28 protein-coding genes are annotated in these 25,113 nt (G+C 46.9%); 1 reads left to right on the top strand and 27 read right to left on the bottom strand.

Annotated features, from left to right (window positions below; all coding sequences use genetic code 11):
- Positions 1 to 124: 124 nt before the first annotated feature.
- The 25 genes from QRX25_RS07820 to QRX25_RS07700 form a co-directional block, all read right to left on the bottom strand.
- Positions 125 to 406 carry a FlhB-like flagellar biosynthesis protein gene (locus QRX25_RS07820; protein ID WP_045506187.1) on the bottom strand — a complete coding sequence of 94 codons (282 nt, stop codon included), beginning with the start codon at positions 404 to 406 and terminating at the stop codon, positions 125 to 127.
- The gene (locus QRX25_RS07815) at positions 403 to 2,106 is read right to left on the bottom strand and encodes a glycosyl transferase (protein WP_212101348.1); all 1,704 of its coding nucleotides are present in this window, start codon (positions 2,104 to 2,106) and stop codon (positions 403 to 405) included. Before QRX25_RS07815 ends, QRX25_RS07820 begins: the two co-directional genes overlap by 4 nt.
- A 16-nt stretch (positions 2,107 to 2,122) precedes the next feature.
- Positions 2,123 to 2,890, bottom strand: a complete 768-nt coding sequence (rnhB, locus tag QRX25_RS07810; RefSeq protein WP_212101346.1) for a ribonuclease HII — start codon at positions 2,888 to 2,890, stop codon at positions 2,123 to 2,125.
- A 72-nt stretch (positions 2,891 to 2,962) separates the two neighbouring features.
- Entirely contained in the window at positions 2,963 to 3,811 is an 849-nt protein-coding gene (ylqF, locus tag QRX25_RS07805; RefSeq protein ID WP_115997232.1) for a ribosome biogenesis GTPase YlqF, read from the bottom strand.
- A 142-nt stretch (positions 3,812 to 3,953) separates the two neighbouring features.
- Positions 3,954 to 4,301: a 50S ribosomal protein L19 gene (rplS, locus tag QRX25_RS07800; protein WP_003154288.1), complete on the bottom strand. Its 348-nt coding sequence runs from the start codon at positions 4,299 to 4,301 to the stop codon at positions 3,954 to 3,956.
- Positions 4,302 to 4,441: 140 nt separating this feature from the next.
- Positions 4,442 to 5,173: a tRNA (guanosine(37)-N1)-methyltransferase TrmD gene (gene trmD, locus QRX25_RS07795; RefSeq protein ID WP_212101344.1), complete on the bottom strand. Its 732-nt coding sequence runs from the start codon at positions 5,171 to 5,173 to the stop codon at positions 4,442 to 4,444.
- Complete coding sequence (gene rimM / locus QRX25_RS07790; RefSeq protein ID WP_212101342.1) at positions 5,170 to 5,694, bottom strand: ribosome maturation factor RimM; 525 nt, start codon at positions 5,692 to 5,694, stop codon at positions 5,170 to 5,172. The genes trmD and rimM overlap by 4 nt, the downstream gene beginning before the upstream one ends.
- Positions 5,695 to 5,698: 4 nt before the next feature.
- On the bottom strand, positions 5,699 to 6,085 hold the full coding sequence (locus QRX25_RS07785; protein WP_013352237.1) for a YlqD family protein: 387 nt from the start codon (positions 6,083 to 6,085) through the stop codon (positions 5,699 to 5,701).
- Between the two features lie 88 nt (positions 6,086 to 6,173).
- On the bottom strand, positions 6,174 to 6,419 hold the full coding sequence (locus QRX25_RS07780) for a KH domain-containing protein (protein WP_007611392.1): 246 nt from the start codon (positions 6,417 to 6,419) through the stop codon (positions 6,174 to 6,176).
- Positions 6,419 to 6,691: a 30S ribosomal protein S16 gene (gene rpsP / locus QRX25_RS07775; RefSeq protein WP_003154296.1), complete on the bottom strand. Its 273-nt coding sequence runs from the start codon at positions 6,689 to 6,691 to the stop codon at positions 6,419 to 6,421. The genes QRX25_RS07780 and rpsP overlap by 1 nt, the downstream gene beginning before the upstream one ends.
- Before the next feature lie 105 nt (positions 6,692 to 6,796).
- On the bottom strand, positions 6,797 to 8,137 hold the full coding sequence (gene ffh, locus QRX25_RS07770; RefSeq protein WP_212101340.1) for a signal recognition particle protein: 1,341 nt from the start codon (positions 8,135 to 8,137) through the stop codon (positions 6,797 to 6,799).
- A gap of 14 nt (positions 8,138 to 8,151) precedes the next feature.
- A complete protein-coding gene (locus QRX25_RS07765; protein ID WP_003154299.1) occupies positions 8,152 to 8,484 on the bottom strand; it encodes a putative DNA-binding protein in 333 nt (110 codons plus the stop codon).
- Between the two features lie 189 nt (positions 8,485 to 8,673).
- Positions 8,674 to 9,663, bottom strand: coding sequence for a signal recognition particle-docking protein FtsY (ftsY, locus tag QRX25_RS07760; RefSeq protein ID WP_013352235.1), 990 nt, complete (start codon positions 9,661 to 9,663; stop codon positions 8,674 to 8,676).
- 19 nt (positions 9,664 to 9,682) lie between these two features.
- Positions 9,683 to 13,243 carry a chromosome segregation protein SMC gene (gene smc / locus QRX25_RS07755; protein WP_212101338.1) on the bottom strand — a complete coding sequence of 1,187 codons (3,561 nt, stop codon included), beginning with the start codon at positions 13,241 to 13,243 and terminating at the stop codon, positions 9,683 to 9,685.
- Positions 13,244 to 13,343: 100 nt separating this feature from the next.
- The gene (rncS, locus tag QRX25_RS07750) at positions 13,344 to 14,093 is read right to left on the bottom strand and encodes a ribonuclease III (RefSeq protein ID WP_013352233.1); all 750 of its coding nucleotides are present in this window, start codon (positions 14,091 to 14,093) and stop codon (positions 13,344 to 13,346) included.
- Between the two features lie 138 nt (positions 14,094 to 14,231).
- On the bottom strand, positions 14,232 to 14,465 hold the full coding sequence (acpP, locus tag QRX25_RS07745; protein WP_003154310.1) for an acyl carrier protein: 234 nt from the start codon (positions 14,463 to 14,465) through the stop codon (positions 14,232 to 14,234).
- Positions 14,466 to 14,549: 84 nt separating this feature from the next.
- A complete protein-coding gene (gene fabG, locus QRX25_RS07740; RefSeq protein ID WP_212101335.1) occupies positions 14,550 to 15,290 on the bottom strand; it encodes a 3-oxoacyl-[acyl-carrier-protein] reductase in 741 nt (246 codons plus the stop codon).
- Complete coding sequence (fabD, locus tag QRX25_RS07735; RefSeq protein WP_212101332.1) at positions 15,283 to 16,236, bottom strand: ACP S-malonyltransferase; 954 nt, start codon at positions 16,234 to 16,236, stop codon at positions 15,283 to 15,285. The genes fabG and fabD overlap by 8 nt, the downstream gene beginning before the upstream one ends.
- 18 nt (positions 16,237 to 16,254) lie before the next feature.
- Positions 16,255 to 17,265: a phosphate acyltransferase PlsX gene (plsX, locus tag QRX25_RS07730; RefSeq protein ID WP_065981432.1), complete on the bottom strand. Its 1,011-nt coding sequence runs from the start codon at positions 17,263 to 17,265 to the stop codon at positions 16,255 to 16,257.
- 13 nt (positions 17,266 to 17,278) lie between these two features.
- Positions 17,279 to 17,845: a transcription factor FapR gene (fapR, locus tag QRX25_RS07725; RefSeq protein WP_013352229.1), complete on the bottom strand. Its 567-nt coding sequence runs from the start codon at positions 17,843 to 17,845 to the stop codon at positions 17,279 to 17,281.
- 105 nt (positions 17,846 to 17,950) lie between these two features.
- Positions 17,951 to 19,999, bottom strand: a complete 2,049-nt coding sequence (recG, locus tag QRX25_RS07720) for an ATP-dependent DNA helicase RecG (protein ID WP_289707644.1) — start codon at positions 19,997 to 19,999, stop codon at positions 17,951 to 17,953.
- The gene (gene sdaAA, locus QRX25_RS07715; RefSeq protein WP_071346829.1) at positions 19,977 to 20,879 is read right to left on the bottom strand and encodes an L-serine ammonia-lyase, iron-sulfur-dependent, subunit alpha; all 903 of its coding nucleotides are present in this window, start codon (positions 20,877 to 20,879) and stop codon (positions 19,977 to 19,979) included. Before sdaAA ends, recG begins: the two co-directional genes overlap by 23 nt.
- A gap of 20 nt (positions 20,880 to 20,899) precedes the next feature.
- Positions 20,900 to 21,562 carry an L-serine ammonia-lyase, iron-sulfur-dependent subunit beta gene (gene sdaAB, locus QRX25_RS07710; protein ID WP_013352226.1) on the bottom strand — a complete coding sequence of 221 codons (663 nt, stop codon included), beginning with the start codon at positions 21,560 to 21,562 and terminating at the stop codon, positions 20,900 to 20,902.
- Between the two features lie 143 nt (positions 21,563 to 21,705).
- A complete protein-coding gene (locus QRX25_RS07705; RefSeq protein ID WP_013352225.1) occupies positions 21,706 to 23,373 on the bottom strand; it encodes a DAK2 domain-containing protein in 1,668 nt (555 codons plus the stop codon).
- 15 nt (positions 23,374 to 23,388) lie between these two features.
- Positions 23,389 to 23,751, bottom strand: a complete 363-nt coding sequence (locus QRX25_RS07700) for an Asp23/Gls24 family envelope stress response protein (protein WP_065521305.1) — start codon at positions 23,749 to 23,751, stop codon at positions 23,389 to 23,391.
- A gap of 259 nt (positions 23,752 to 24,010) precedes the next feature.
- On the opposite strand from QRX25_RS07700, the gene rpmB reads away from it, so the two are divergent.
- On the top strand, positions 24,011 to 24,199 hold the full coding sequence (rpmB, locus tag QRX25_RS07695) for a 50S ribosomal protein L28 (protein WP_003154328.1): 189 nt from the start codon (positions 24,011 to 24,013) through the stop codon (positions 24,197 to 24,199).
- A 76-nt stretch (positions 24,200 to 24,275) separates the two neighbouring features.
- Here rpmB and spoVM read toward each other — a convergent pair whose 3' ends face one another.
- Together spoVM and QRX25_RS07685 are read right to left on the bottom strand one after the other, a co-directional pair.
- Positions 24,276 to 24,356, bottom strand: coding sequence for a stage V sporulation protein SpoVM (gene spoVM, locus QRX25_RS07690; protein ID WP_003154329.1), 81 nt, complete (start codon positions 24,354 to 24,356; stop codon positions 24,276 to 24,278).
- 86 nt (positions 24,357 to 24,442) lie between these two features.
- Positions 24,443 to 25,087: a thiamine diphosphokinase gene (locus QRX25_RS07685; RefSeq protein ID WP_212101329.1), complete on the bottom strand. Its 645-nt coding sequence runs from the start codon at positions 25,085 to 25,087 to the stop codon at positions 24,443 to 24,445.
- Between the last annotated feature and the right edge of the window lie 26 nt (positions 25,088 to 25,113).

Raw genomic sequence — 25,113 nt, 5'->3', positions numbered from 1 at the left:
ATTCTATATAATACTGGAAGAATTGTCTAGGGTTCAAAACAAAATCTTTATATCCTTCCAAACATTCTAACTTTTATTTTATTGAAAATATAAATTTAAACGGAGTCCGGGAAATGATTGATCCTTATTTTTCGTTTTTCAGGCTTTCATCCAGTCGGTAAACAAATGAAAAAATTTCGGCTACGGTTTCATAAAGCGCCTCCGGTATCTGATCGTCGACCGTCAAATGTCGCATTAATTCGACAAGGGTCCTGTCTTCCTGAATCGGAACCCCCGCCTTCTCAGCTTCTTTTATGATATTTTCCGCCACATGCCCCCTGCCTGTTGCGATAACCTTCGGGGCTTGATCTTTCTGCCGGTCATAATGCAGGGCGACAGCTCTTCTTAACGGAGTTTGCTCTTTCATACTTTCACATCCACTTTTCGTCCGCCGTCTTTTTCCATAAACCCATCCACAAGGGCGCTCTGGTCTTTCGGACGCCGTTTTTTTGCCGTGACGCCTGACAGGCTGAAGCCCGTTTCTTTTACGGCTTCTTTCAAAGCCGGCACGAGAGGGTCGATGGCCGCCTGAAGTTCAAAATCGGACTCAACTGTAATGGTCATTACATTTTGCTGAATCATACAGTCCACAACGGTTTCTTGCAGCGTTTCAAGATGCAGTAAAAACAGGAGCCTGCAATGTGATGGATCGAGTTTTCCGTCCGGCTTCTTCCGTCCTTTAAAAAGAACTGTGATGTCATTCTCATATGCGGACGCTCCCAACGGAAATGACAGCACCATCTGCGTAAAAGAAGGGTTATGCTGCTCAATGAACAGTTGGCCGTTTAATTTATGAATAAGCGGTTCTGCCTCTTGTTTAACGGCTTGGGGCGCTTCTTGAAGCGTCCGGACAGCCTGGAGGGCCGCTTTCAGCGCTTGTTTCTCCGGCTGGGGAGACACTCCTTTTTCAAGCGCTGTAATGAATGATAATTCATCACGGGTGCCCAGCCCTTTTTTGATTCTCTGCAAAAGGCTTAATACATCATGTTTTTCCGCATATTTCAGTTCAGTGAGCTGTACGGCTTTTTCGAAAACAGCCTTCTCCTGTTCCGTTAGATGTGCGTTTTGAAGAACAGGTGCTGTTTTGGATGTTTTTTCTTGCGAAATAAAAGCCTTGATGATGTCCGACGTTTCTTTTACGGGGCGGTTTTCATTCTTTTCAGCTGATGCCATTAATTTTTCGATAATCTGTTTTGCCTCTTTTTCAGGCAGTTCCGTATCAGTCCGGGCATTCGGAAGAGAAGGCTGGCTCGGGGCTGTCTTTCCGTTTTCACGAGTCACTCGGACAAATGGTGATTGTTTTAATTCCGTCCGTTCTCCTTCTTCTGTCAGCCCGGTTTCTGAAATCGGCATGCGTGCGGCCGAAGCAAGCTTCTTCAAGAGACGTTCTGCATGAAGATCTGTTTCCGCGTCTAACACGGCAGAAACCGCCTCTTTAAGCACAGACAGCTCTTTTGCCGATTGCGGAGCCTGATTGATTGCCTGAAGCAGTCCTGATAGAAGCCGGCGGGTCGGAAACGGGTATTTGACGGCATGAATGGCTGACAAAACTTCCGGATGCGCGGGCAGTTCCCGTTTAAGTGCAAACACAATTGTTTCTGCCGCTTTTTTCAATTCGGCTGCCGGAAGCGATTCAGCCCAGCGGATACAGGCTTTGAGACTGTTTTCCGTCATCGGCAGTTTCTGCCGCATAAACGTTTCGGCAATGTGCTGAGACACCGGTCCCTGTTTGACGGAAAGGGCGTTCAGCAGGCTTCCCGCCGCTTCTTGAACGGTTTTCGGGCTTCCTTCGAATTGGTCAACGACATGAAGCCGGCCCGTTTTTTCAGCCGGTTGCTTTTCATAAGAAAACCAGTAATACGCCTGCGGCCGGAGAGCGGTTTCAAGCTTTCCCTGCATCGTCCGGCCGCCGATTTGGATAAGGGCGCTTTGATCATCCAACAAGCGGAGAACCCTCCCTAACAGCAGCCTTTGGGCGCCGCTGTCTTTGCCGCCGTCTTGCCTTTCCGGAGAGGTTTCTGTCATCAGCTGTCTGAAAGCCGCTTGGATTTCGCCGCTTATGTTCATGTCTTACGCCTCTTTTCTAACAATAAGATTGAACGGGAGCAAACGTTTTTCGGTGAATATTTGTCGGTCCGTATGCCTGAAGAGCTTCAAGATGTTCTTTCGTTCCGTAGCCTTTATTTTTTTCAAAGCCATACATGGGATAGGTTTTGGCGTATTCAGCCATGAGACGGTCCCGCGTTACTTTTGCTATGCAGGCTCCGGCGGCAATTGATACGCTTTTGGCATCCCCTTTTATGACAGATGACTGCGGAATGTCAAGCGGAAGCGTCATGGCATCTGCAAGCAGATAATCTGGTGTTTTCGCTAAAGCATTGACCGCTTTTACCATCGCCAGTCTTGCCGCCTCATAAATGTTGATTCGGTCAATGACATCCGCATGGACAATGCCGACTCCTATAGCTGCCGCTTCTTCCGTGATCCGGCTGTAATACTCCTCGAGCTTCTTTTCCGATAATTTCTTCGAGTCCGTGAGACCGAGAATTTCGCATTGTGCCGGCAAAATGACAACGCCGGCGACAACCGGTCCGGCAAGCGGCCCTCTTCCCGCTTCGTCAACACCAGCAATCAGGCGGAAGCCCTTTTTGTATGCCAGTCTTTCGTATGCCGTCATGTTCAGCCACTGCTCTTTAAGAGCTTTTTCCTTCGCATGCTTTTTCAGCCATTGCTCTAAAAGCGTCTGTACGCTTTTTCTCGGATCTTTTTCACATTGGGCAAGGAAAGGGTCGCTTTCGTCCCTGACCTCTTGCAGGCGTTCTTTTACGCTTTTTACGGTTAATGTATTCACGTTCTCTTCTCCCTTACATTATGTATATCGGTATTCCGCGGAAAAAATAAAGACCCGCATCGCTGCGCGTCTTTATTCTGATGGTGTTTCAAATGAAATCCTGCCGAATTTTTCCGTCCGGATGTCCCGAATGATGACTTCTGTGGTTTTATCATAGTCAACCAGCCCGCCGCCCATCAAACAGCCGCGTTTTTCACCGATCGCGTCAAATAGGGCGGCAATGTCTTCAGGGATTTCCTGAAGTCCGTAGCGCTCCTTTAAGCGGTCAGGATAATGCTCTTCCAGAAAGCGCAGCCCGAAGACGGCCACATCCTGCAGGTTGATAATAGTATCTTTAATCGCCCCGGTAATCGCCAGGCGCAAGCCGACAAGCTCATCTTCAAATTTAGGCCATAAAATTCCCGGTGTATCGAGCAGCTCTAATTCCTTGCCTACCTTTACCCACTGCTGTGAAGTGGTAATGCCGGGCCTGTCTCCCGTCTTGGCAATGTTTTTTTTGGCCAGCCGGTTGATGAGCGTAGATTTCCCGACGTTCGGAATACCGATGATTAACGCGCGGATTGCTCTTGGCCTAATGCCTTTTGCTTTCATTTTATCGAACTTATCTTTCAGCAGCTCTTTCGAGGACGGGACGATTTGATGCAGTCCCTGCCCGTTAACGGAGTTTATTGAAAGAGAGGGAATGCCCTGTGCCTGAAAGTGGTCCTTCCACTGGGCAGTGACAGCCGCATCCGCCTTATCTGCTTTGTTTAAAAGCATAATGCGCGGCTTGTCTTTTAAAATCTCCTCAATCATCGGATTTCTCGATGACATCGGTATTCTCGCATCCACCAATTCGTATACGATATCAATTAATTTCAGTTTTTCTGTTACTTCCCGTCTCGCTTTAGCCATATGGCCCGGGAACCATTGAATGGTCATGTGACTTCGACACCTGCCTTATTTGCCGGAACCGTATGTTCCGGTGATCTCTTATGTATTTTACGTTGCTTGTTCTGCTTTTACAAATTTCATATAAAAAAAGAGCCTGTTACGGGTAACAAGCTCTTTTCGTTCGTTATCATTATCGTCTGATTTCTTTAATACGAGCCGCTTTTCCGCGAAGTTCACGCAGGTAGTAAAGCTTAGCGCGACGTACTTTACCGTAACGTACAACTTCGATTTTCGCGATTTTTGGTGTGTGTACAGGGAATGTACGTTCAACGCCAACACCGTAAGAAATCTTACGAACTGTGAACGTTTCGCTGATTCCACCACCACGACGCTTGATCACAACACCTTCGAAGATCTGGATACGCTCACGGTTACCCTCAACAACTTTTACGTGTACACGTAAAGTGTCACCAGGACGGAACGCAGGAAGATCAGTGCGAAGCTGTTCTTTTGTGATATCTTGAATTAGTTTTTGCATCGTTTTCAACTCCTTCCAACAGATGCTCTTAGCCACAACTGCAAGGCACAGCGGAACATCGTTTTCAAGCTTTTGAAGGATAAGCCCTCTTAAGCCACAAGTAGTATCTTATCATATCTTCACTGCCTGCGCAATAGAATCTATTCGTTTTCCCACTCAGAAATCCATTTTCTTTGCTCATCGGTAAGAGGATAGTTTTCAAGAAGATCCGGACGTCTTAAAAAGGTTCTTCTGATTGATTCTTTATTGCGCCATTCGTTTATTTTGGCATGGTTTCCGGACAAAAGTGTCTCAGGCACTTTTAAGCCTTTATAATCTGCCGGCCTTGTATAATGCGGGTGCTCTAAAAGCCCCGTGCTGAAGGAATCCTCCATGTGAGATGCTTCTTTTCCGAGGACGCCCGGCAAAAGCCTGACAACGCTGTCGGCAATCATCATCGCGGGGAGCTCTCCCCCGGTCAGCACAAAATCCCCGATGGAGATTTCATCAGTGACAAGGTGTTCCCGGATCCGTTCATCATACCCTTCGTAATGTCCGCAGATAAACATCAAATGTTCCTCTTCCGCCAGCTCCTCGGCTTTCTTCTGAGTAAAACGTTCACCCTGCGGGCAGACGAGAATAATGCGCGGCTTGGCGTCCGTATCGGCTGTCAGCTTTTCAACGGCATCAAATACGGGCTGCGGCTTTAACACCATCCCGGCTCCCCCGCCGTACGGGTAATCATCAACAGTTTGGTGTTTATTATCCGAAAAAGCGCGGAAATTGATGACGTTAAAACGAACCGCCTCTTTTTCCTGTGCTTTTTGCAGGATGGATGAGCCGAGCACCCCTTGAAACATTTCGGGAAACAGTGTTAAAAAGTCGATTTTCATTCGTCTATTAACCCTTCCATTACATGAATCTTAATTTTCTTCTCATTTATATTAATATCCTTTACCACAGAAGCAATATACGGAATGAGCGCATCTTTTTTTCCTTTTCTCGCAACTACCCATACGTCATTAGCCCCGGGCGTCAAGATTTCCTTCACTGTGCCGATCAGTTCCCCGTCCTCTGATACAACTTTGCAGCCGATGATTTCATGAAAATAAAATTCGTCTTCTTCAAGCTCTCCCAAGTCTTCTTCAGGAACTTTGATGATCATGTTTCTTAGGTGCTCGACTTCATTGAGGCTCGGCATTTCTTTGAATTGCAGCAGATGAAACTGTTTGTGAAGCCTGTGGGTGCTGACCGTTACTTTAACAGGCTTCGCGGCTCCTTCCGCAAACAAATAGAGCGTATTGCCGGGCTTGTACCGTTCTTCGGCAAAGTCCGTTTTAGAAATGACCCGCACTTCGCCTTTAATGCCGTGGGTATTTACAATTTTACCTACATTAAACCATCTGTTTGTCATATTATCACCTCGGGCGAATTTCAATTACTACCCCGTCTTTTATGACGATGGTATTTGCCGCTGTTTTTTCATGCCAGTTATCACCGACGTCAATTGAAAGCAGCGCATCGATCTCCTTTTCCTTCACTTCGCTTCCGAGCGGGAGCGAGTGTGTCTGGCTTATTTGGAAATCGATCATTTTGATTTTGTCTTGTCTCTTTTCAATGGCTTTTTTAAAAGATTCCGCCACATCGGGATTCTGCTGATCTTTTTCATGTTTTCTAAGCTGAAAATAGAGCTGGCTGCATTCTCGTTCAAGCGTTTGCTTTTTTTCTGCAAAAGAGGCCAAAAGCTTTTCCTTACTTTGCTCGGTCAGAACCTGCATAACGGTTACCCTGTGAATAATCTGCATAGCACCAGACTCCCCACTCTTCCAACATATTTCTGTTCATTTGCTTTTTTTACGTGTAAAAAAAGGGGAGGTGCCGGCCCTCTCCCTTTCAGTCAAATATTTCAAATTGAACTTTCTTAGAAGACTGTGCGCCAGCTGCAAAAACGACGGTTCGAATCGCTCTTGCAGTCCGGCCTTGCTTTCCGATAATTTTACCGGTATCTGACTTATTGACAGATAAGCGCAGCGCAATCTTTTGATCGGTCTCTTCTTTTGTGACCGTTATGTCTTCCGGATGGTCGACAAGCGGAGCCACAATGCTGACAATCAAATCTTCCAAGTTCTGATCAGTCATTACTTGCCTTGTTTAGCGTTGTGGAATTTTTCCATAATTCCTTGGCTTGAGAACAAGTTGCGGACTGTATCAGAAGGTTTAGCTCCTGTTTGCAGCCATTTAAGAGCAAGCTCTTCGTTGATTTTCACTTCAGCCGGCTTTGCAACCGGGTTGTATGTGCCGACTGTTTCGATGAAACGGCCGTCACGCGGTGAACGAGAATCTGCTACAACAATACGATAGAAAGGAGATTTTTTTGCTCCCATACGTTTTAAACGAATTTTTACTGCCATTTTACTAGCACCTCCGAAAATATTTCAACAAGATAGTATATTAACAATGATAAAAGTGTTTGTAAAGTGTTTTTTCTTAACAACGGTTTTATCATGTATAACCGATTACATAAAAGGTAATTTAAAGCCTTTTTTCTTTCCTTTTGACATGTTTGTCATCTGCTTCATCATTTTTTTCATTTCCTCGAACTGCTTTAAAAGACGGTTGACTTCCTGAACGGATGTTCCGCTTCCTTTGGCAATCCGCTTCCGACGGCTGGCGTTGATGATATCCGGCTGTTCTTTTTCAAGAACAGTCATTGATTTAATAATCGCTTCCACATGATTCAGCTGTTTTTCATCCACTTGGATGTTTTTTAAGCCTTTCATTTTGCCTGCGCCGGGCATCATTTGCAGCAGTTCGTCAAGAGGTCCCATGTTTCGGACCTGACCGAGCTGCTCCAGAAAATCATCCAATGTGAAGCTCATCGTTCTCATTTTCTGCTCAAGCTCTTTGGCTTTGTCTTCATCAACGGTCGCCTGAGCTTTTTCAATCAAGGTTAACACATCACCCATTCCGAGAATCCGGGATGCCATCCGCTCAGGATGGAACGCTTCTAAAGCGTCGAGTTTTTCTCCCATTCCGGCGAATTTAATCGGCGTTTCGGTGACTGCGCGGATAGAAAGCGCAGCACCTCCGCGGGTATCCCCGTCAAGCTTTGTTAAAATGACACCCGTTAAACCGAGCTGGTCATTAAAGCTTTTGGCGACGTTTACCGCATCCTGACCGGTCATTGAGTCGACGACAAGGAAAATTTCCTCAGGATTTGCGACTTCTTTTACGCCGGAGAGCTCATCCATCAGTTCATGATCGATGTGCAGCCGTCCGGCGGTATCTAAAATCACGTAATCATGATGCTCTTCCTTCGCTTTTTCAATCGCCTGTCTGGCGATTTCCACCGGACTGATCTGATCGCCAAGTGAAAAGACCGGCATATCAAGCTGTTTCCCCAGTGTTTCCAGCTGCTTAATCGCAGCGGGGCGGTAAATATCCGCAGCCACGAGCAGCGGTTTTCGGTTATGTTTTTTGCGCAGCAGGTTGGCAAGCTTCCCCGTGGTTGTCGTTTTACCGGCACCTTGGAGCCCGACCATCATAATAACGGTCGGCGGGCGTTTGGCGACGGCAATTTTGCTTTCTTCGCCGCCCATCAGCTCGGTAAGCTCTTCTTTTACGACTTTAATAACCTGCTGGCCGGGTGTCAGACTCTTCATGACTTCCTGTCCGACAGCCCGTTCACTTACTTTTTTCACAAAATCCTTTACGACTTTAAAGTTAACGTCAGCCTCAAGAAGCGCAAGACGAACTTCACGCATCATCTCTTTTACGTCTTGTTCGCTGACTTTTCCTTTTCCGCGGATTTTTGAAATCGTCTTTTGCAGTCGGTCGGCTAATCCTTCAAATGCCATTTGTTTGCCGCCTCCTAATCTAATTTCTCAAGCGCTTCAATCAGAGCCGTCATTTTTTCCTCTTCCTGCAAGCCGGAAGCAAGCTCTTTCAGCTTTGTAAACATTTCTTTACGCTCCTGAAACTTTTTAAAAAGGAGCAGTTTTTCTTCATATTGTTCAAGCATCGCTTCTGTCCGTTTGATATTATCATAAACGGCTTGCCTTGAAACGTCATACTCTTCGGCTATTTCACCAAGGGAGAAATCGTCCAGATAATAAAGCGACATATAGCTCTTTTGTTTTGACGTCAGCAACGACTGATAGAAGTCAAACAAATAGTTCATTCTCGTCGTTTTTTCGAGCGACATTGGAGCTCTCCCCTTTGTTAAGTCAAATCCCTTTACAAAAACATAGTTTACATGGTTTCAGAGCGTCTGTCAAGTTTTTATCTTGTCAATGAATGCAGGTAATCGCCCTGTCTGTTTGCTGGTGATTTCCGCCGCTTTTATAAGCGAACAGCCGGAGCGCTTTTTTTGCGCCCGGCTGAAACAGACTGTCTATTCTTCGGCTTTTTCCACTAAATCCGAAAAGAGACCGTATACGTAAGATTCTGCATCAAACCGCTGCAGATCGTCAACCTTTTCTCCGAGGCCGACCAGTTTTACGGGAATATGAAGCTCATTGCGGATCGCCAAAACAATTCCGCCTTTTGCGGTGCCGTCAAGCTTCGTTAACGCGATACCCGTCACATTCGTCGCTTTGGAGAATTCTTTCGCCTGCGCCATCGCGTTCTGGCCTGTCGTCGCGTCGAGAGCGAGCAGAACCTCATGCGGAGCCTCAGGGACTTCACGTTCGATGACGCGTTTGACCTTTTCAAGCTCTTTCATTAAGTTTACTTTATTCTGAAGGCGGCCGGCCGTATCACAAATCAGCACATCCGCGCCTCTTGCTTTAGCCGCGTGTACGGCATCGTAAATAACCGCCGCAGGGTCGCTTCCGGCAGCCTGCTTAATGACAGGCACGCCTGTACGCTCTCCCCACACTTCAAGCTGTTCAATCGCTCCGGCTCTGAAGGTGTCTCCGGCAGCGAGCACAACGGATTTGCCTTCATTCTTCAGCTTATGGGCAAGTTTTCCGATCGTTGTCGTTTTTCCGACACCGTTTACGCCGACAAGCAGAATAACGTTTAAGCGCCCGTCCTGAATATTCAATTCAGAAATCTCCTCGTTGCCGCTGTTATAAATTTCGACGAGCTTTTCAGAAATGACGGACTGCACTTCCTGAGGGTCCTGGATGTTTTTCAGCTTCACTTCTTTTTTGAGCTCGTCAATCAGCTCCATGACCGTTGTAAAACCGACGTCAGCGCCAATCAGCACTTCCTCAAGCTCTTCGAAGAAATCTTCGTCGACTTTTCGGTAGCGGGAGACGAGTTCGTTCACTCTATTTGAGAAGGAATTTCTTGTTTTTTCAAGGCCATCTTTAAATTTTTCAGAGACGGAGTCTGTCTGTTTCGTGATTTTCTCTTTTAATTTTTTAAAAAAGCTCATCTTTCAACCTCTTTCCTCGTTACTGAACGAATTCTTTTGTTTCTTCCAGTTTGACCGAAACCATTCGGGAAACGCCGGATTCCTGCATTGTAACACCGTAGAGGACATCCGCTTCCTCCATGGTGCCTTTTCTGTGGGTGATGACGATAAACTGGCTGTCGCCGCTGTATTTTTTTAAGTATTGCGCAAACCTGAATACATTGGCTTCATCAAGCGCAGCTTCCACTTCATCAAGCACGCAGAACGGCACGGGCCTTACTTTTAAAATGGAGAATAAAAGGGCAATGGCAGTCAGCGCCCGTTCTCCCCCTGACAAAAGATTTAAGTTTTGCAGTTTTTTGCCCGGAGGCTGCGCGATAATGTCCACTCCGGAGTTGAGAAGGTCATTCGGGTCGGTCAGCTTCAATTCAGCGCGCCCTCCTCCGAACAGGGAACGGAACACGTCGTTGAATTGAGAACGGATCTGGATAAACGTTTCATGGAATCGCTTCGACATTTCAGAATCCATTTCTTCAATGACTTGAAACAGTGTATTTTTCGCTTCCGTCAGATCATTTTTCTGCTCTGTTAAAAACTGATACCGTTCGTTCACTCTTTCAAATTCATCGATGCTGCCGAGATTGACCGCGCCAAGCTCTTCAATTGAAAGTTTGATCAGTTTGACCCGTTTTCTCGCCTCTTCAGGCTCGATTTCGAGCTGATATTTTTCTTTCGCCCCTTCAAAAGATAAGCTGTACTCCTCGCGTAAATATTGCAGCAGATTATCAAGCTCAACTTCCATCCGGCCGAGTTTTACCTCTTCATCTTTCAGAATTTCTGTTTTTTGCTTGTATAGCCGTTTCATCTCTTTCAGCTCAAGCTCATTCGTATCAAGAGCCCGCTGGAGCTTTACGCGCTGGTCGCGGCGGCTGGCAATCAATTCGATCGTTCTCGTTTTATCGTGAAGCTTGTGTTGAGCCGCTTCTTCAAGCTGCTCCTCGCCGCTTGTGCTGGACGTCATCTCTGAGGTCAGCAGGCTTAAATCATCCCGTGTTTCTTTCAGAGCGAGCTGCGTTTCTTCAAGCTCTTTTTTCAGCCTCTTGAGATTGTCTTCTTCACTCGAGCACGCCTGTTCTTTTTTCGCTGCGGCAATTTTACATTCTGTCAGTTCATGAGAGAGCGTTTCTTTTGTTGAGGATAGGGTCTGCTTTTGTTTTGTCAGCCTGTCCATCTCTTCCTCAAGATCTTTCAGCTGGCCGGATGCCTCACGCAGCTGTTCTTCCAGCGCTGATTTACGCGTCTCTTTGTCCCGGCTGCTTTCCGTCAGTGATGCTTTCTCCTGATCGTAAAGCTCCAGATGGGTATTGATGTTCTTTTCGGCGACTTCAAGTTCATACAGCCTGCCTTTTACATCCTGCTGCTTTGTTCTGAAAGCTTCACCGTCTTCCCGGAGACCGCTCAGCGTATGTTCAAGCTCTTGAATGGCCTGTTTCAGTGTTTTGACCTCTTTTTCAAGCAGAGCTGTTTTTTCTTCCATTTCAGCAAGCCGCGCAGTTACCGTCTCAAGCTCACGGCTTCTGCCGAGCAGAGAATTGTTTTTCTTTTTGACTGCGCCGCCCGTCATTGATCCGCCGGGATTGACGACATCGCCCTCAAGCGTCACGATGCGGTAGCGGTGGCCGAGAAGCTTGGCCAGCTCATTCGCGCCTTTTAAATCTTCAGTGATCAGCACGGTGCCGAGAAGGTTTTGAATGACATTTCGATATGCCGCATCATACGTGACAAGCCCGCTCGCTGTTCCGAGAAAAGAAGGATGCTTCGAAGCCGTCTGTTCATCACGGGTTTGGAGCTGGCGCGGCTTCATGACCGTAAGCGGCAGGAACGTCGCGCGGCCGAAGGAATTCTGTTTTAAATATTGAATCGCTTTCCGCGCCGCCTGCTCATCGTCTGTGACAACGTGCTGTGCCGCTGCGCCGAGTGCAATTTCGATCGCCGTTTCATATTTTTGTTCGGTAGAAATCAGTTCGAGAACGGCGCCGCGGATGCCGCCGAGCTGCTCTTTCTGTTTCAGCACTTCTTTTACGCCTTGGTAAAACCCTGAAAAATCGCCTTGCATCGTTTCAAGCATATCTTTTTTGGATCTGGCCTGCTGTACAAATTGATATGCCTGATACAGCGCTGATTCTTTCTTTTCATACTGGCGTTTTTTCTGCTCATATGCGGTCTGGACTTCGCGGTAGCGGCCGACCTGATTGTGAATGTCCGCTTCAACAGCGGCCAATTCTTCTTCGCACGCCGCTTTGCGGACGGAAATATCATTTCGTTCCTGAAGATATTTTTCATTGTTTGCGGTCAGTCTCGCCTGCTGAACGGCAGATTGGGACATCTGGTCATCTAAAAGCTGCAGCTCATTGCGGATCGACGCCTGGCTGTTTAACAATTCAAAGTAATCGCTTTTTAATTGTTCGATTTTCTCTTCTACGTTTTCATTATGCAGACTGAGAGCCTGCTGCTTTTCTTTCACCTGGGCATTTAACCGCTTCACTTCCGCACGCAGCTTATCAAAGACGGCAGACTGTTTTTCAATGTCCGCTTTCAGTTCGGCTTCTTTGTTCGTGTAATGTGTAACGGATTCCTCAAGCTGTTCCCGGTTTTGCGCGGCGTTTTTTTTACGCTCTTTCAGCACTTCTTTCCGGCCTTCCAGCTTTTCAAGCTCTTCACTGGTCACAAGCAGAACCTGCTGCAGCTCGTTGACGGATTCATCAAGCGCGTGAATTTTATCTCTCGTCTCTTCTATCATCGCTTCTTTAGCAGATATCGCCGATGATTCCGCCAATTCTTCTTCTTTTGCCGCCTGCACCTTTTCTTTTAAACCCGACCATCTGCCGTGCAGTTCTTCGATATCAAAAGCGGTAAGGGCGATTTCGACATGCTCAAGCTCTTTCTTTTTTTCTAAGTAGTCTTTGGCGATTGATGCCTGGATTTTAAGCGGTTCGACCTGATCTTCAAGCTCGTGGAGAATATCTTCCACCCTGTTTAAGTTATCCTGCGTCTCAAACAGCTTGTTTTCCGCTTTTTTCTTTCTTGTTTTATATTTCAGCACGCCGGCCGCTTCTTCAAAAATACTGCGGCGGTCTTCCGCTTTGCTGCTGAGAATCTCTTCGACTTTCCCCTGGCTGATAATAGAAAACGCTTCTTTTCCGAGCCCGGAGTCCATAAATAAGTCAATGATGTCTTTCAGTCGGCACTGCTGATTGTTGATGAGAAATTCACTTTCTCCGGAACGGTAGACCCGTCTCGTCACGCTGACTTCGTGATAATCGATCGGGAGAAAATGATCTTCATTATCAAGTGTTAAAGTGACTTCGGCAAGATTCAGCCGTTTGCGTGAGTCACTTCCGGCAAAAATGATATCTTCCATTTTTCCGCCCCGAAGCGAGCGGGCTGATTGTTCGCCGAGCACCCAGCGGATGGCTTCGGTAATGTTGCTTTTTCCGCTGCCGTTTGGCCCGACAACTGCCGTGACGCCTTTTACAAAGTCAACGGATATCCGTTCTGCAAATGATTTAAATCCTATAACGTCTAAACGTTTGAGGAACATCCCAGATCCTCCTTATCGTATAAGTATCTCAATATTATCATAATCCCCCGCTTATATCAGGCGCAGACATATTGAAATCCCCCTAGGGATACAGGGGGATTTATTGTTTCGTATGGTGTTTTTGCAATTTTGCAAGAGCTTCCTGTGCCGCATGCTGCTCGGCTTCTTTTTTGGAACGTCCGTTCCCGATACCGAGCGCCTCACCTTTAAGAGAGACAAGCGCCTCGAATTCCCGGTTGTGGGCGGGCCCTTTTTCATTGAGAATTTTGTACTCAAGCGATCCTTTTCCGTCCCGCTGTACAAATTCTTGAAGCTGGCTTTTGAAATCCATCACATGAGAAAAAGCACCATCGTTTATTTTAGGGAACACGTACACTTTCAGGAATTGCTGAACCGGCTCAAGGCCCTGATCCAGATACAGTGCGCCGATAAACGCTTCAAACACATCCGCTAAAAGCGCAGGACGCTTTCTGCCGCCCGTCATTTCTTCTCCTTTACCCAAGAGAACAAGATCGCCGAATGACAATTCGTGGGCAAGGGAGACGAGTGACGGCTCGCATACGATAGCGGCTCTCAGCTTCGTCAAATCTCCTTCACTCATGGCCGGATATTTGGCAAATAAGAATTGGGAGATCGTCAGTTCCAAAACAGCGTCACCTAAAAATTCAAGCCTTTCATTGTCTTCATACGGCTTTTTCCGATGCTCATTCACATAAGATGAATGTGTAAATGCTTGATACAAAAGTTTCTCGTTTTGAAAATGAACCGAAATCCGTTCTTGGAACTCTTTAAATTGCTCTATTTTTTTATAGAACTTTTTTTTATCTTTAAAATGTGAGTGTTTTGACATAGTAACCTCCATAGGCACATCAGGTTCACCGCGCTCCCCGCCGTAAACGGAATCGGCAGCGCGTACAGCGTCAGACGCCGGTAACCGCACGATTAAAGGGCTAAAGCCCCGCTGTCAGGCGGGACTTTTAGCATCAGCTTATTGCTGGTTTTGTATGTAGTTCACAGCGTCGCCGACTGTTGCAATCTTTTCAGCATCTTCGTCAGAAATCTCCATATCAAACTCGTCTTCAAGTTCCATAACAAGCTCAACTACATCTAGGGAATCAGCACCTAAGTCTTCCTTGAAAGAAGCTTCAAGTTTGACGTCAGCTTCATCAACGCCAAGGCGGTCTACGATGATTTTCGTTACACGCTCTAATGTATCTGCCATAGCAATTCACCTCCCCTCAAGTATTATAGTGGATTCGTTTTTAAAAAACTAGAGAAACTAGGATGAAATTTTAAAAACAAATCTTTACATCACCATTCCGCCGTCAATATGAAGGGTTTGGCCCGTCATATAACGCGATCCTTCAGAAGCAAGGAACGTGACAACGCTGCTGATATCGGAAGGTTCCCCGAAACGCGCGAGCGGAATCTGCTTCAGCATTTCATCTTGGACTTCTTTAGAAAGCTTGTCCGTCATATCCGTGGAAATAAAGCCCGGAGCAATCGCATTGACCGTAATATTGCGGCTTGCAAGCTCTTTGGCTGACGACTTTGTCAAGCCGATCACACCGGCTTTGGCCGCCACATAGTTCGCCTGTCCGGGGTTTCCGCTGACGCCGACGATTGATGATACGTTGATAATCCGGCCGAAGCGCTGTTTCATCATCTGTCTTGTCACGGCTTTCGTGCAGTTGAAAACACCTTTCAGGTTAATGTTGATGACGTCATCCCATTCATTTTCTTTCATTCTCATGAGAAGATTGTCTTTTGTAATCCCCGCATTGTTGACGAGAATGTCGATTGAAGAAAATTCAGCGACAGCCTCTTTCATCATGTTTTGTACTTCTTCGGAATTTGATACATCGGCTTTTACCGCAATCGCGTTTCGGCCCAAAGATTTGATCTCATCTACGACTTCGTTCGCTTTCGCTTCATTTCCGGAATAGTTGACTACTACGTTACAGCCGTTTTTCGCAAGATCAAGCGCGATCGCCCGCCCGATTCCGCGGGACGCTCCCGTTACCACTGCTGTTTTTTCATTAAGCATCCTGATTCTCCTCCTTCAGCGTTTGAATCGCCAGTTCAATGGTTTCTTGGTCAGAAACCGCGATTGTTTTAAGGCGGCGGTTCACTTTTTTCACAAGGCCTGAAAGCACTTTTCCGGGCCCGATTTCAACAAATGTCGTGACGCCTTCATCAATCAGTTTGTTAATCGTTTCTTCAAAGCGTACAGGTGAGTACAGCTGTTCAATCAGTTTCTTCTTGATATCGTCTTTGTCTGTCATGACGTCAGCCGAAACGTTTGAAATAACGGGAACAGCCGCATTTTTCACATCACAGGCACTGAGCACGTCTTCAAGTTTTTGCGCCGCGGGCTTCATTAATTCAGAATGGAACGGTCCGCTTACTTCTAATGGGATCGCCCGTTTTGCGCCGTTGTTCTTCGCTTCTTCTGAAGCCAGCTCCACGCCTTTTGCCGTTCCGGAAATCACGATCTGGCCGGGACAGTTCAGATTTGCAAGCTGTACGAGATGGCCGTTTTCCGTCACTTGATCCGTCACCTTTTTCAAGGACTCCGCATCCATCCCCAGAATAGCAGCCATTGCGCCTTCTCCCGCAGGCACGGCTTCATTCATGAATTCTCCCCGTTTTCTTACCGTGTAAACGGCATCTTTAAATGTCATCGCTCCCGCCGCAACAAGCGCCGAATATTCTCCGAGACTGTGTCCGGCTGTGAAATCCGGCGTGATGCCGGATTCTTTAAACTTTTCCAATACGGCAATACTTGTTGTCAACAGCGCGGGCTGCGCATTGTATGTAAGGGTTAATACCTCAGCGTCGCCTTCAAAAATGAGCGAGCTCAGCTTTGTTTCAAGCGTTTCATCCGCTTCATCAAAAATACGTTTTGACGCTTCTTCACGTTCGTACAGGTCTTTTCCCATACCGATATATTGTGATCCCTGTCCGGGAAATAAAAATGCAATCTTACTCATGATGCGGTAACCTCCAGACTACTCATCTGTTTTTTCTTCTTTTACTTCTTCTTTTACTTCTTCTTCTATAAATGCGGCCACGTTTTGGCTCACCATTTCTCTCGCCTGGCGCACCGCGTGGTAAACAGCGCGTGCGTCAGAAGAGCCGTGCGCTTTAATCACAGGCGCTTTCAGTCCGAAAAGACTCGCTCCGCCGTACTCAGAATAGTCCATTTTCAGTTTCATTTCCATCAGCTTCGGCTTCAGCACTCCCGCTGCCAGCTTAGAAACAAAACTTGACGTCAATGTATCTTTCAGCATTTTGAAAATCGATAACGCTGAACCTTCCAATGTTTTCAGAGTGACGTTGCCCGTAAAGCCGTCTGTGACTATGACGTCAGCAGCGCCTTCCAGCAAGTCTCTCGCCTCAACGTTTCCGACAAAATGCACGTTTGTTTCTTTTAATAATTCAAACGTCTTTTTTGTCAGGTCGTTTCCTTTCTTTTCTTCCGTGCCGACATTTAACAAGCCGACGCGGGGCGAGCTGATTCCGAGAACCTGCCGTGCATATACAGATCCCATAATTCCGTACTGGACAAGGTGTTCCGGTTTGGCATCGACATTGGCTCCCACGTCCAAAAGAAGGAAACCGTCCCCTGATACGGTCGGAAGCGTCGGCGCAAGAGCCGGCCGGTCGATTCCTTTAATTCTGCCGACGATAAACAGTCCCGCTGTCATGAGGGCGCCCGTATTCCCCGCTGAGATGCAGGCGTCCGCTCTGTTTTCAGCCACTTCCTGCGCCATCAGCACCATAGAAGAGTTTTTCTTTCTGCGTACGGCGCGGACCGGTTCATCCGTCGGTTCAATCACTTCATCGGCGTGCAATACGGTGATGCGGTCTGATGTTGTTGGCAAGTGTGATTCTATCGTTGTCTTGTCACCGACCAGCGTAATATGAAGATCATCAAAAGCCTCAATACTCTTCATTACTCCGTCAATAACAGCTTTGGGTGCGTTGTCGCCTCCCATTGCATCTACAGCTATTCTCATGCATGCTCCACCTTTATGATTGTTTTGAACGGTACATGTCAAAGATGCCGGAGAACACGACCTCTTCTCCCACATAGCTGTTGACTTCAACTACCGTTCTGCCTTTTTCTTTTTCGACTGCCGTCACTTTGGCTTTCGCAACGACGCGCTCGCCTTCTTTCACCTGTCTTGTAAAGCGGATATTTGCGCTTGCGGTCAGCGCCAGCTCATCATCAATGACGGCTACGGCGAGTGAGTTCGCCTGCGCAAACAAATGATGCCCCCGCGCAATTTGATTGCGGCTGAAAACATGTTCGCGTCTTACTTCTAATATAGAAATGGCCTGGCCGTCAAGCTCCAGATCAATGATTTCACCGATCACTTCATCTAACGACAGTGATTTTACTTCATCATCAAGCGTTTGTTCTGCCACGTTTTTAATTCTTTCTCTCAGCTCCGGTATTGAGAGCTCTAAGCGGTCTAAACGGATCGTCTGAATGCTGACGCCGAAATTCCCCGCTAATTCTTCATCTGTGATGAAGGGTGTCGATTTGATCGTCTGCTGCAATAATTTTTGGCGTTCTTTCTTGCTTCTTCTCATCTGTAAACACCATCCGGACAATTAAGACTAGGTACTAATAGTAGTATATAATTTCATAGATTGGAATGCAATGATTGTTTTTTGAAAGCCGCCGAATTTTGCAGATCAGCTTAATTTCTCCCCTTCTAAGACACCGCTTGAGAGCAGTTGAGCGCGGAGCATGCGGTACTCGTCATCTTTCCAAAAAGCCTCTGATGACACCAGATTGGCCGCATCCTGGCGGGCCGTTTCCAAAGCTCTGTAGTCATGAACCATATCCGCCACCTTGAACTCGGGCATACCGCTCTGTTTTTTCCCGAAGAAATCGCCGGGACCGCGCAGCTCAAGATCCTTTTCAGACAGTTCAAAGCCGTCGTTTGTCTCCGACATGATTCTCATCCGTTCTTTCCCGGTTTCGGATTTCGGATCGGCCATCAAGATACAGAAAGACTGGTGGTCTCCCCGTCCGACCCGGCCGCGGAGCTGATGGAGCTGAGACAGCCCGAAACGGTCGGCGTCATAGATGACCATAATCGTCGCATTCGGAACGTTCACCCCGACTTCTACGACAGTTGTTGACACAAGAACCTGACATTGATTGGCGCTGAATTCTCTCATCACCTGATCTTTCTCATCAGAATGGAGCTTCCCGTGCATCAGGCCGACATTCCATTTGCCGCGGTAAACCTCAGACAGCATGTTATATACGTCAATCGCATTCTGAACATCCAGCTTATCCGACTCTTCAATGAGCGGGCAGATAATGTAGGCCTGCCTTCCCTGCTTCAGCTCTTTTTCAATAAAAGCCAAAATCCGCTCCAGCATGTCGTGTTTCACCCAATACGTTTCGATTTGCTTTCGCCCCGCGGGCATTTCATCTATAACGGAAACATCCATTTCTCCGAAGACGGTAATGGCTAATGTTCTCGGTATCGGGGTGGCTGTCATAAACAGCACATCCGGATCCTGGCCTTTATTCCTGAGTTTTTTGCGCTGTTCGACTCCGAACCGGTGCTGCTCGTCCGTAATGACAAGGCTCAGCGCTCTAAATTCCACTTCATCCTGGATTAAGGCATGGGTCCCTACTAAAATATCAATTTCTCCGAGAGCAAGCCGCTCCAAAAGCTCCCTGCGCCGCTTTCCTTTAACAGAACTCGTCAAAAGCGCGATATTCACATCTTTATTTGCAAATAACGATACGAGAGAGTCGGCATGCTGTTCGGCCAGAATTTCAGTCGGCACCATTAAAGCCCCCTGATACCCCGACAGAATCGCAGCGTACAAAGCGATGGCGGCGACGGCCGTTTTCCCTGAACCGACATCGCCTTGCAGCAGACGGTTCATACGGTAAGGAGATGTCAAATCAGCGGTAATTTCACGGAGCACGCGCATCTGTGCGTTTGTGAGCGAAAACGGAAGGCTGTCCGTAAAAGCGGCGAGCTTTTCAGCCGGAAACACATGGCTGATGCCTTTTGACTGTTCTCTTTCCGCTTTACGGAACGCCTGCATTTTCAGCTGAAATAATAAGAATTCTTCGTAAACAAACCTGCGTCTTGCCTGCTGTAACGATTCCCTCGTTTCCGGCTGGTGCATCGTCTGGAGGGCTTGTTTGTAATCAGGCAGCTTGTAACTGATTCTCAATTTTTCAGGAAGCGGATCGACAATACTGTCCGAATGGTGCTTCAAAGCTTCCTTAATAAACCGCCTCATCATTTTAACAGTGACGTTTTCTTTAACGGAATAAACAGGCTCAATGCTTTTATCTTCTTGATGAGGACCGTTTTTTAATTCCTGCACAGAAACGGTCTGTCTGTGTTTATCCCATTTCCCGGATATCGTGACGACAGAACCGAGCGTCAGTTTCTTTTTTAAGTACGGACGGTTAAAGCAGACCGCGGTAATTAAATAATTGCCGACAAGCACTCTGAATGTCAGCCTGTTTCGTTTTTTGCCGTAATAGGTAAGAGAAGGTTCAGAATGAACCTTCCCTTCTACTGTAACTCTTTCTTCATGTTTAACTTCTTCCAAATCCCTCAGCTCATAGTCATCATAACGGTAAGGGAAATAATTCAGAAGATCAGAAATGTCATAGATACCCAGTTCCTGCAATGTTTTTTCTGTTTCCGGCCCAATGCCCTTAATCTCCGCTATACTAGTTTGCTGATGGTGTTTCACTTGATTTCAGCGCTCCTCCGAAAATTTTCTTCTCTAATTCTCTTCCCGTCGGTGTCGCGGCTAAACCGCCTTGTCCCGTTTCACGCAATGCTGTCGGCATCGTCTGGCCGATTTTGTACATCGCGTCAATGACTTCATCGCAAGGAATGCGGCTTGTAATTCCCGCCAGCGCCATATCTGCCGCGATCATTGCGTTGGATGCTCCCATTGCGTTTCGTTTGACACACGGCACTTCTACCAAGCCGGCGACCGGATCACATACGAGACCGAGCATATTTTTAAGCGTAATCGCCATTGCTTCCGCTGATTGCTGAGGCGTTCCGCCCGCCATTTCCACAATCGCAGCGGCTGCCATACCTGATGCTGATCCGACTTCCGCCTGACAGCCTCCTGCCGCTCCTGAAATACTCGCATTATTTGCCACCACAAAACCGAACGCTCCGGCCGTAAACAGAAAACGGATCATTTGTTCCGTTGTGGGGTTCAGCTTATGCTTTACGGCGAATAACGTTCCCGGCACAACCCCGGCAGAACCGGCAGTCGGCGTGGCGCAGATCGTTCCCATCGCCGCATTGACTTCATTTGTCGCCACAGCTTTAGAAACGGCGTCTAAAATCAGATTGCCTGACAGGCTTTTACCCGATTGGATGTATGCCTGAAGTTTCACGGCGTCTCCGCCTGTTAAACCGGTCTGGCTTTTGACGCCCTTCAGCCCTTTTTCTACCGCGGCTTCCATGACGGAGAGATTGCGCTCCATTCCTTGAAAGATTTCTTCCCGTGTTTTTTGCGTCACTTCCATCTCTTGAGTGATCATTACTTCTGAAATCGGAATTTGTTTTTCTTGAGTGATTTCTATTAATTCTTTTACATTACGAAACATGTCATTTTCCTCCTGACTTTTTAGTCAGCTATCTTAGTAACCTGTATAATATTCGGAAGTGTTGAAAGTTCGTCCAGCACTTCTTCTTCAATATTCTGATCGACTTCAATCGTCATCAGCGCAAGCTGTCCGACATCCTTGCGCGCCACTTCCATATGTCCGACATTGATGGAGAATTTCGCAAGCACATTGGCAACGCCTGCAATCGTGCCGAATTTATCATTATGAACGACTAAAATAGCTGGATGGTTTCCGGAAAGACGCAGCTCAAAGCCGTTAAGCTCCGTAATTTCAATTTTTCCGCCGCCGATTGAAATACCGGTAAGGGCAAGCTCCCCTTCATCATCAGAAATGACGATACGCGCCGTATTCGGATGAACGGGCACAGCATCCTCTGTGCGGAACTCTATATATATGCCCTTGTCTTCAGCAATTTGAATCGCTGTTTTAATCCGCTCATCAAATGTATCAAAATCAAGCAGGCCGCCGATAATCGCGACATCAGTGCCGTGGCCCTTATACGTTTCTGCAAATGATCCGTAAAAAGACACAACAATCCGGCGGGGCTCCCGCCTGAATAAGCTTCTGGCCACTCTGCCGATACGGGCAGCGCCTGCGGTATGTGAACTGGACGGACCGATCATTACCGGGCCGATAATATCAAAAACGCTTCTATATTTCATGCTGGTTTGTTCCTCCTTAACATCACTTCATTCAGCGCTTTTTCTTTAGACTAATTGAACATTTATAAATTGGCAAGCAGACGCACTGCCGCACTGCCGCAGGTAAATAAAGGCATAAGAATAGAAGGGCCTGATAAGCCCTTCTATTCTGCCGCAATTATATATGGGTACAGAGGCTGTCTGCCGTTATGGATTTCAACCTCGATATCTTCACAGACGCTTGTAATATACTCGGCGAGTTTCTCAGCTTCTTCTTCCGGCGCGTCTTCTCCGTACAGGATGGTGACGATTTCATCTTCTTCCCCGATCATTTCATCCAGCAGCAATTTCGCCGCACTTATCCGATCTTCGGCGCTGCCGATAATCGAACTATTTAAAATGCCGATAAAATCACCTTTTTTAATATCCTTGCCGTCAATATGAGTGTCTCTGACTGAATATGTCACCTGTCCGCTTTTCACATTCCGGATGGCCTCAAGCATATTGGCTTCATTTACATCAGCCGGCTGGTCAGGGTTAAACGCAAGCAGGGCGGTCATTCCTTGCGGCACCGTTTTTGCCGGAATGACAATTACATTTTCTTCAGCCACACTCGCCGCTTGATTGGCAGCCATCACAATATTTGAATTGTTCGGAAGAATGAAAACCGTTTCCGCATTGACAGACTGAACGGCTTCAACAATATCTTCCGTGCTCGGATTCATTGTCTGGCCGCCTTCAATTACGTGTGAAGCGCCGATGCTCGTAAACAGTTCAGAAATGCCTTCTCCCATTGCCACGGTTACGATTCCAAAAGGCTTGCGGGCTTCTTTCATAACGCCGGCCGGCTTTTTTTCATCATGTTCTTGGCTGATGATGGAAGTATGCTGTTCCCTCATGTTTTCAATTTTGATTTTAATTAAATCGCCGTAACGCTGTGCAAGATTGAGCACGTTCCCGGGTTCTTCGGCATGAATGTGAACTTTCGCCAGCGTATCATCAGCTACAACCAGCAATGAATCGCCGTAACGGCTCAGTTCGTTTCTGAACGTTTCTTCCTTGAACGTCCGTTTATCTTGATCCAGCCTTACCATCACTTCCGTACAAAATCCGAATTCAATGTCTTCTGTACTCAGCATGCTCTGCGCGCTTTTATGATGCTCGGCATTCACCATATCATCCAGGGCCGGAAGAACCGCTTTTTTCGGTACGGACTCTCCTTTTAAGGAGGCCAAAAAGCCTTCATATACACAAAGCAGGCCTTTTCCGCCGCTGTCAACGACACCGACGTCCTTTAAAACAGGCAGCAGGTCCGGCGTGCGGTTCAGCGACGCTTCCGCTTCCTCAATAACGGTCTCCATGACCGCAATGATATCGGTTTCTTCTTTGGCCGAGGCGACCGCTTTTTTAGCCGCATCCTTCGCCACGGTTAAAATCGTTCCTTCAACCGGTTTCATGACCGCCTTATATGCCATATCCACTCCCGCTTGGAGTGCTGCGGCAAATTCTTGGGCGTTTATTTCTTTTTTGTTTTCAATGCTCTTTGTGAAGCCTCTGAATAATTGGGACAAGATCACCCCTGAGTTTCCTCTTGCTCCCATAAGCAGGCCTTTTGACAGGGCGATGCCGACTTTGCCGATGTCAGGTGAGTCAAGGTGCTCTACCTCTCTTGCACCTGATGACATCGATAAATTCATGTTTGTTCCGGTATCGCCGTCCGGCACGGGAAACACATTCAGCGCATCCACCGCGGATGCGTTTTGAGACAATGTCTCAGCCCCCGCCAGAATCATTGCCGCAAAAGCTCTCCCATCTAAGTTTCGTCTAGACAATACTCATCCTCCTCACTACGGGTTCGTTACTCGTACGCCTTGGACATAGATATTTACAGAATCAACTGCAAGTCCGATTGTTTGATTTACTGTGTATTTTACCTTCGTCTGAACATTGTGGGCTACTTCGGATATTTTAGTGCCGTAGCTGACAATAATGTACATGTCGATATGTATTTGTTCTGCTTCCTGACGGACATGTACACCTCTTGCGAAGTTCTCTTTCCGGAGGATTTCAGACAAACCGTCTTTAATCTGGTTTTTGGAGGCCATCCCCACTATTCCGTAACAGTCAATGGCAGCGCCTCCGGCAACCATTGCGATGACTTCGTTGGATATATCAATCTGGCCGTATTTTGTCTTCATTTCAATGGACACACAGGTTCCTCCTTCAGGTGCATAGAGTTATCATTATTCTACTATATGTATCCCATTATGAAAAGAAAAGATACAGAAGCATCGCTTCAGCGCGGGAAATGTGATTGGTTTTACATGTCAAGTGATTTTTCTTGAAAGTAAGGGAAACAATAGTTGCAAACGGTTTTTAGCTGTGGTAAATTATTTAAAGTATTGTATAACGAAAGCATCTGAGACACTATGTTTGAAAAGATGTTTCGCGCAGTTAGGAGGGAAACAAATGGCACGTAAATGTTTTATTACAGGTAAAAAAACAAAAGCCGGAAACAACCGTTCTCACGCAATGAACGCTTCTAAGCGTACTTGGGGCGCCAACCTTCAAAAGGTCCGCATCCTCGTTGACGGCAAACCTAAAAAAGTGTATGTATCTGCCCGGGCTTTAAAATCCGGTAAAGTTGAGCGTGTATAAGCAAAAATGAACGCCTGCCCTTTTATGCGGCAGGCGTTTTTTATGCGTTCAAAGAGGGCAATTCAGCTTCTTGGGCTTACTCTTTTCTAAATGAGCCCAGCATCGCCCGGACAATTCCTCCTAAAAACTTCGGCAATTTAATGGTATAAAATTTCATTTTGTCCCCTCCTATAAGTCCCGTATCCGCTGCGTTCATCACTTTAGGATTCATGGTTTTTTCCGCATATGGCAGAAGCCGCTTTTCTAATCCGCGCTCCTTACCATTATTAATATGCCTTTTGCAAACGAAAAAGTACCTCGTGAATGAATGAGTTCGTTACTAATACATAGTGTGGAACCCAGGGGAATATGACAATTATCCAGGGGATATTTAAAACCGATGAGTGTCAGGCCGTCTGCCGCTTCCGAAAACGGAATAAAAGAAATATAGCGTCTGCGCACTTTTTCTTCAATTGTATAGCGGCCGGGTTCGAACATCTGAATGTCATTCTGCCGATCAATCAGCTTGACATCGGTATCCTTTTTTAAGGCTTTATACAAAAGCTGAATGTTCCCTAAAAAGTGATCTGCTCTTCCGCCCGTCACACCGAATATCCGAATGTTCTCCGGTTCTTTTTGTAAAGCCCAGTCAAGGGCGAGTTCCAGATCGGTATAATCTTTTTCCGCCTGATACACATGGAGGGCCGGCGCCGCTTTTTGAATCATCAGGAGCTCTTCTTCCGTAATGCTGTCAAAATCACCGAAAGCTTCCTGCGGAACGATTCCGGCCTCTAAAAGAGCGATCGTCCCTTTATCCACTCCGACCCACGTCGTATCTCCGTCTGTGTACTCGGACAGATCGGGAATAAACTCCCGAGGACCGCCCGCAACGATATTGATTGTCTTCATATGTTTTCCTTTCCCTCTCAGACGCG

The organism is Bacillus sp. L381 (assembly GCF_030284525.1).
In the GTDB taxonomy this organism is placed as follows: Bacteria; Bacillota; Bacilli; order Bacillales; family Bacillaceae; genus Bacillus; species Bacillus amyloliquefaciens.
The sequence above is the reverse complement of the archived record's forward strand: the minus strand, read 5'-3'. Positions and strand labels throughout refer to the sequence as shown.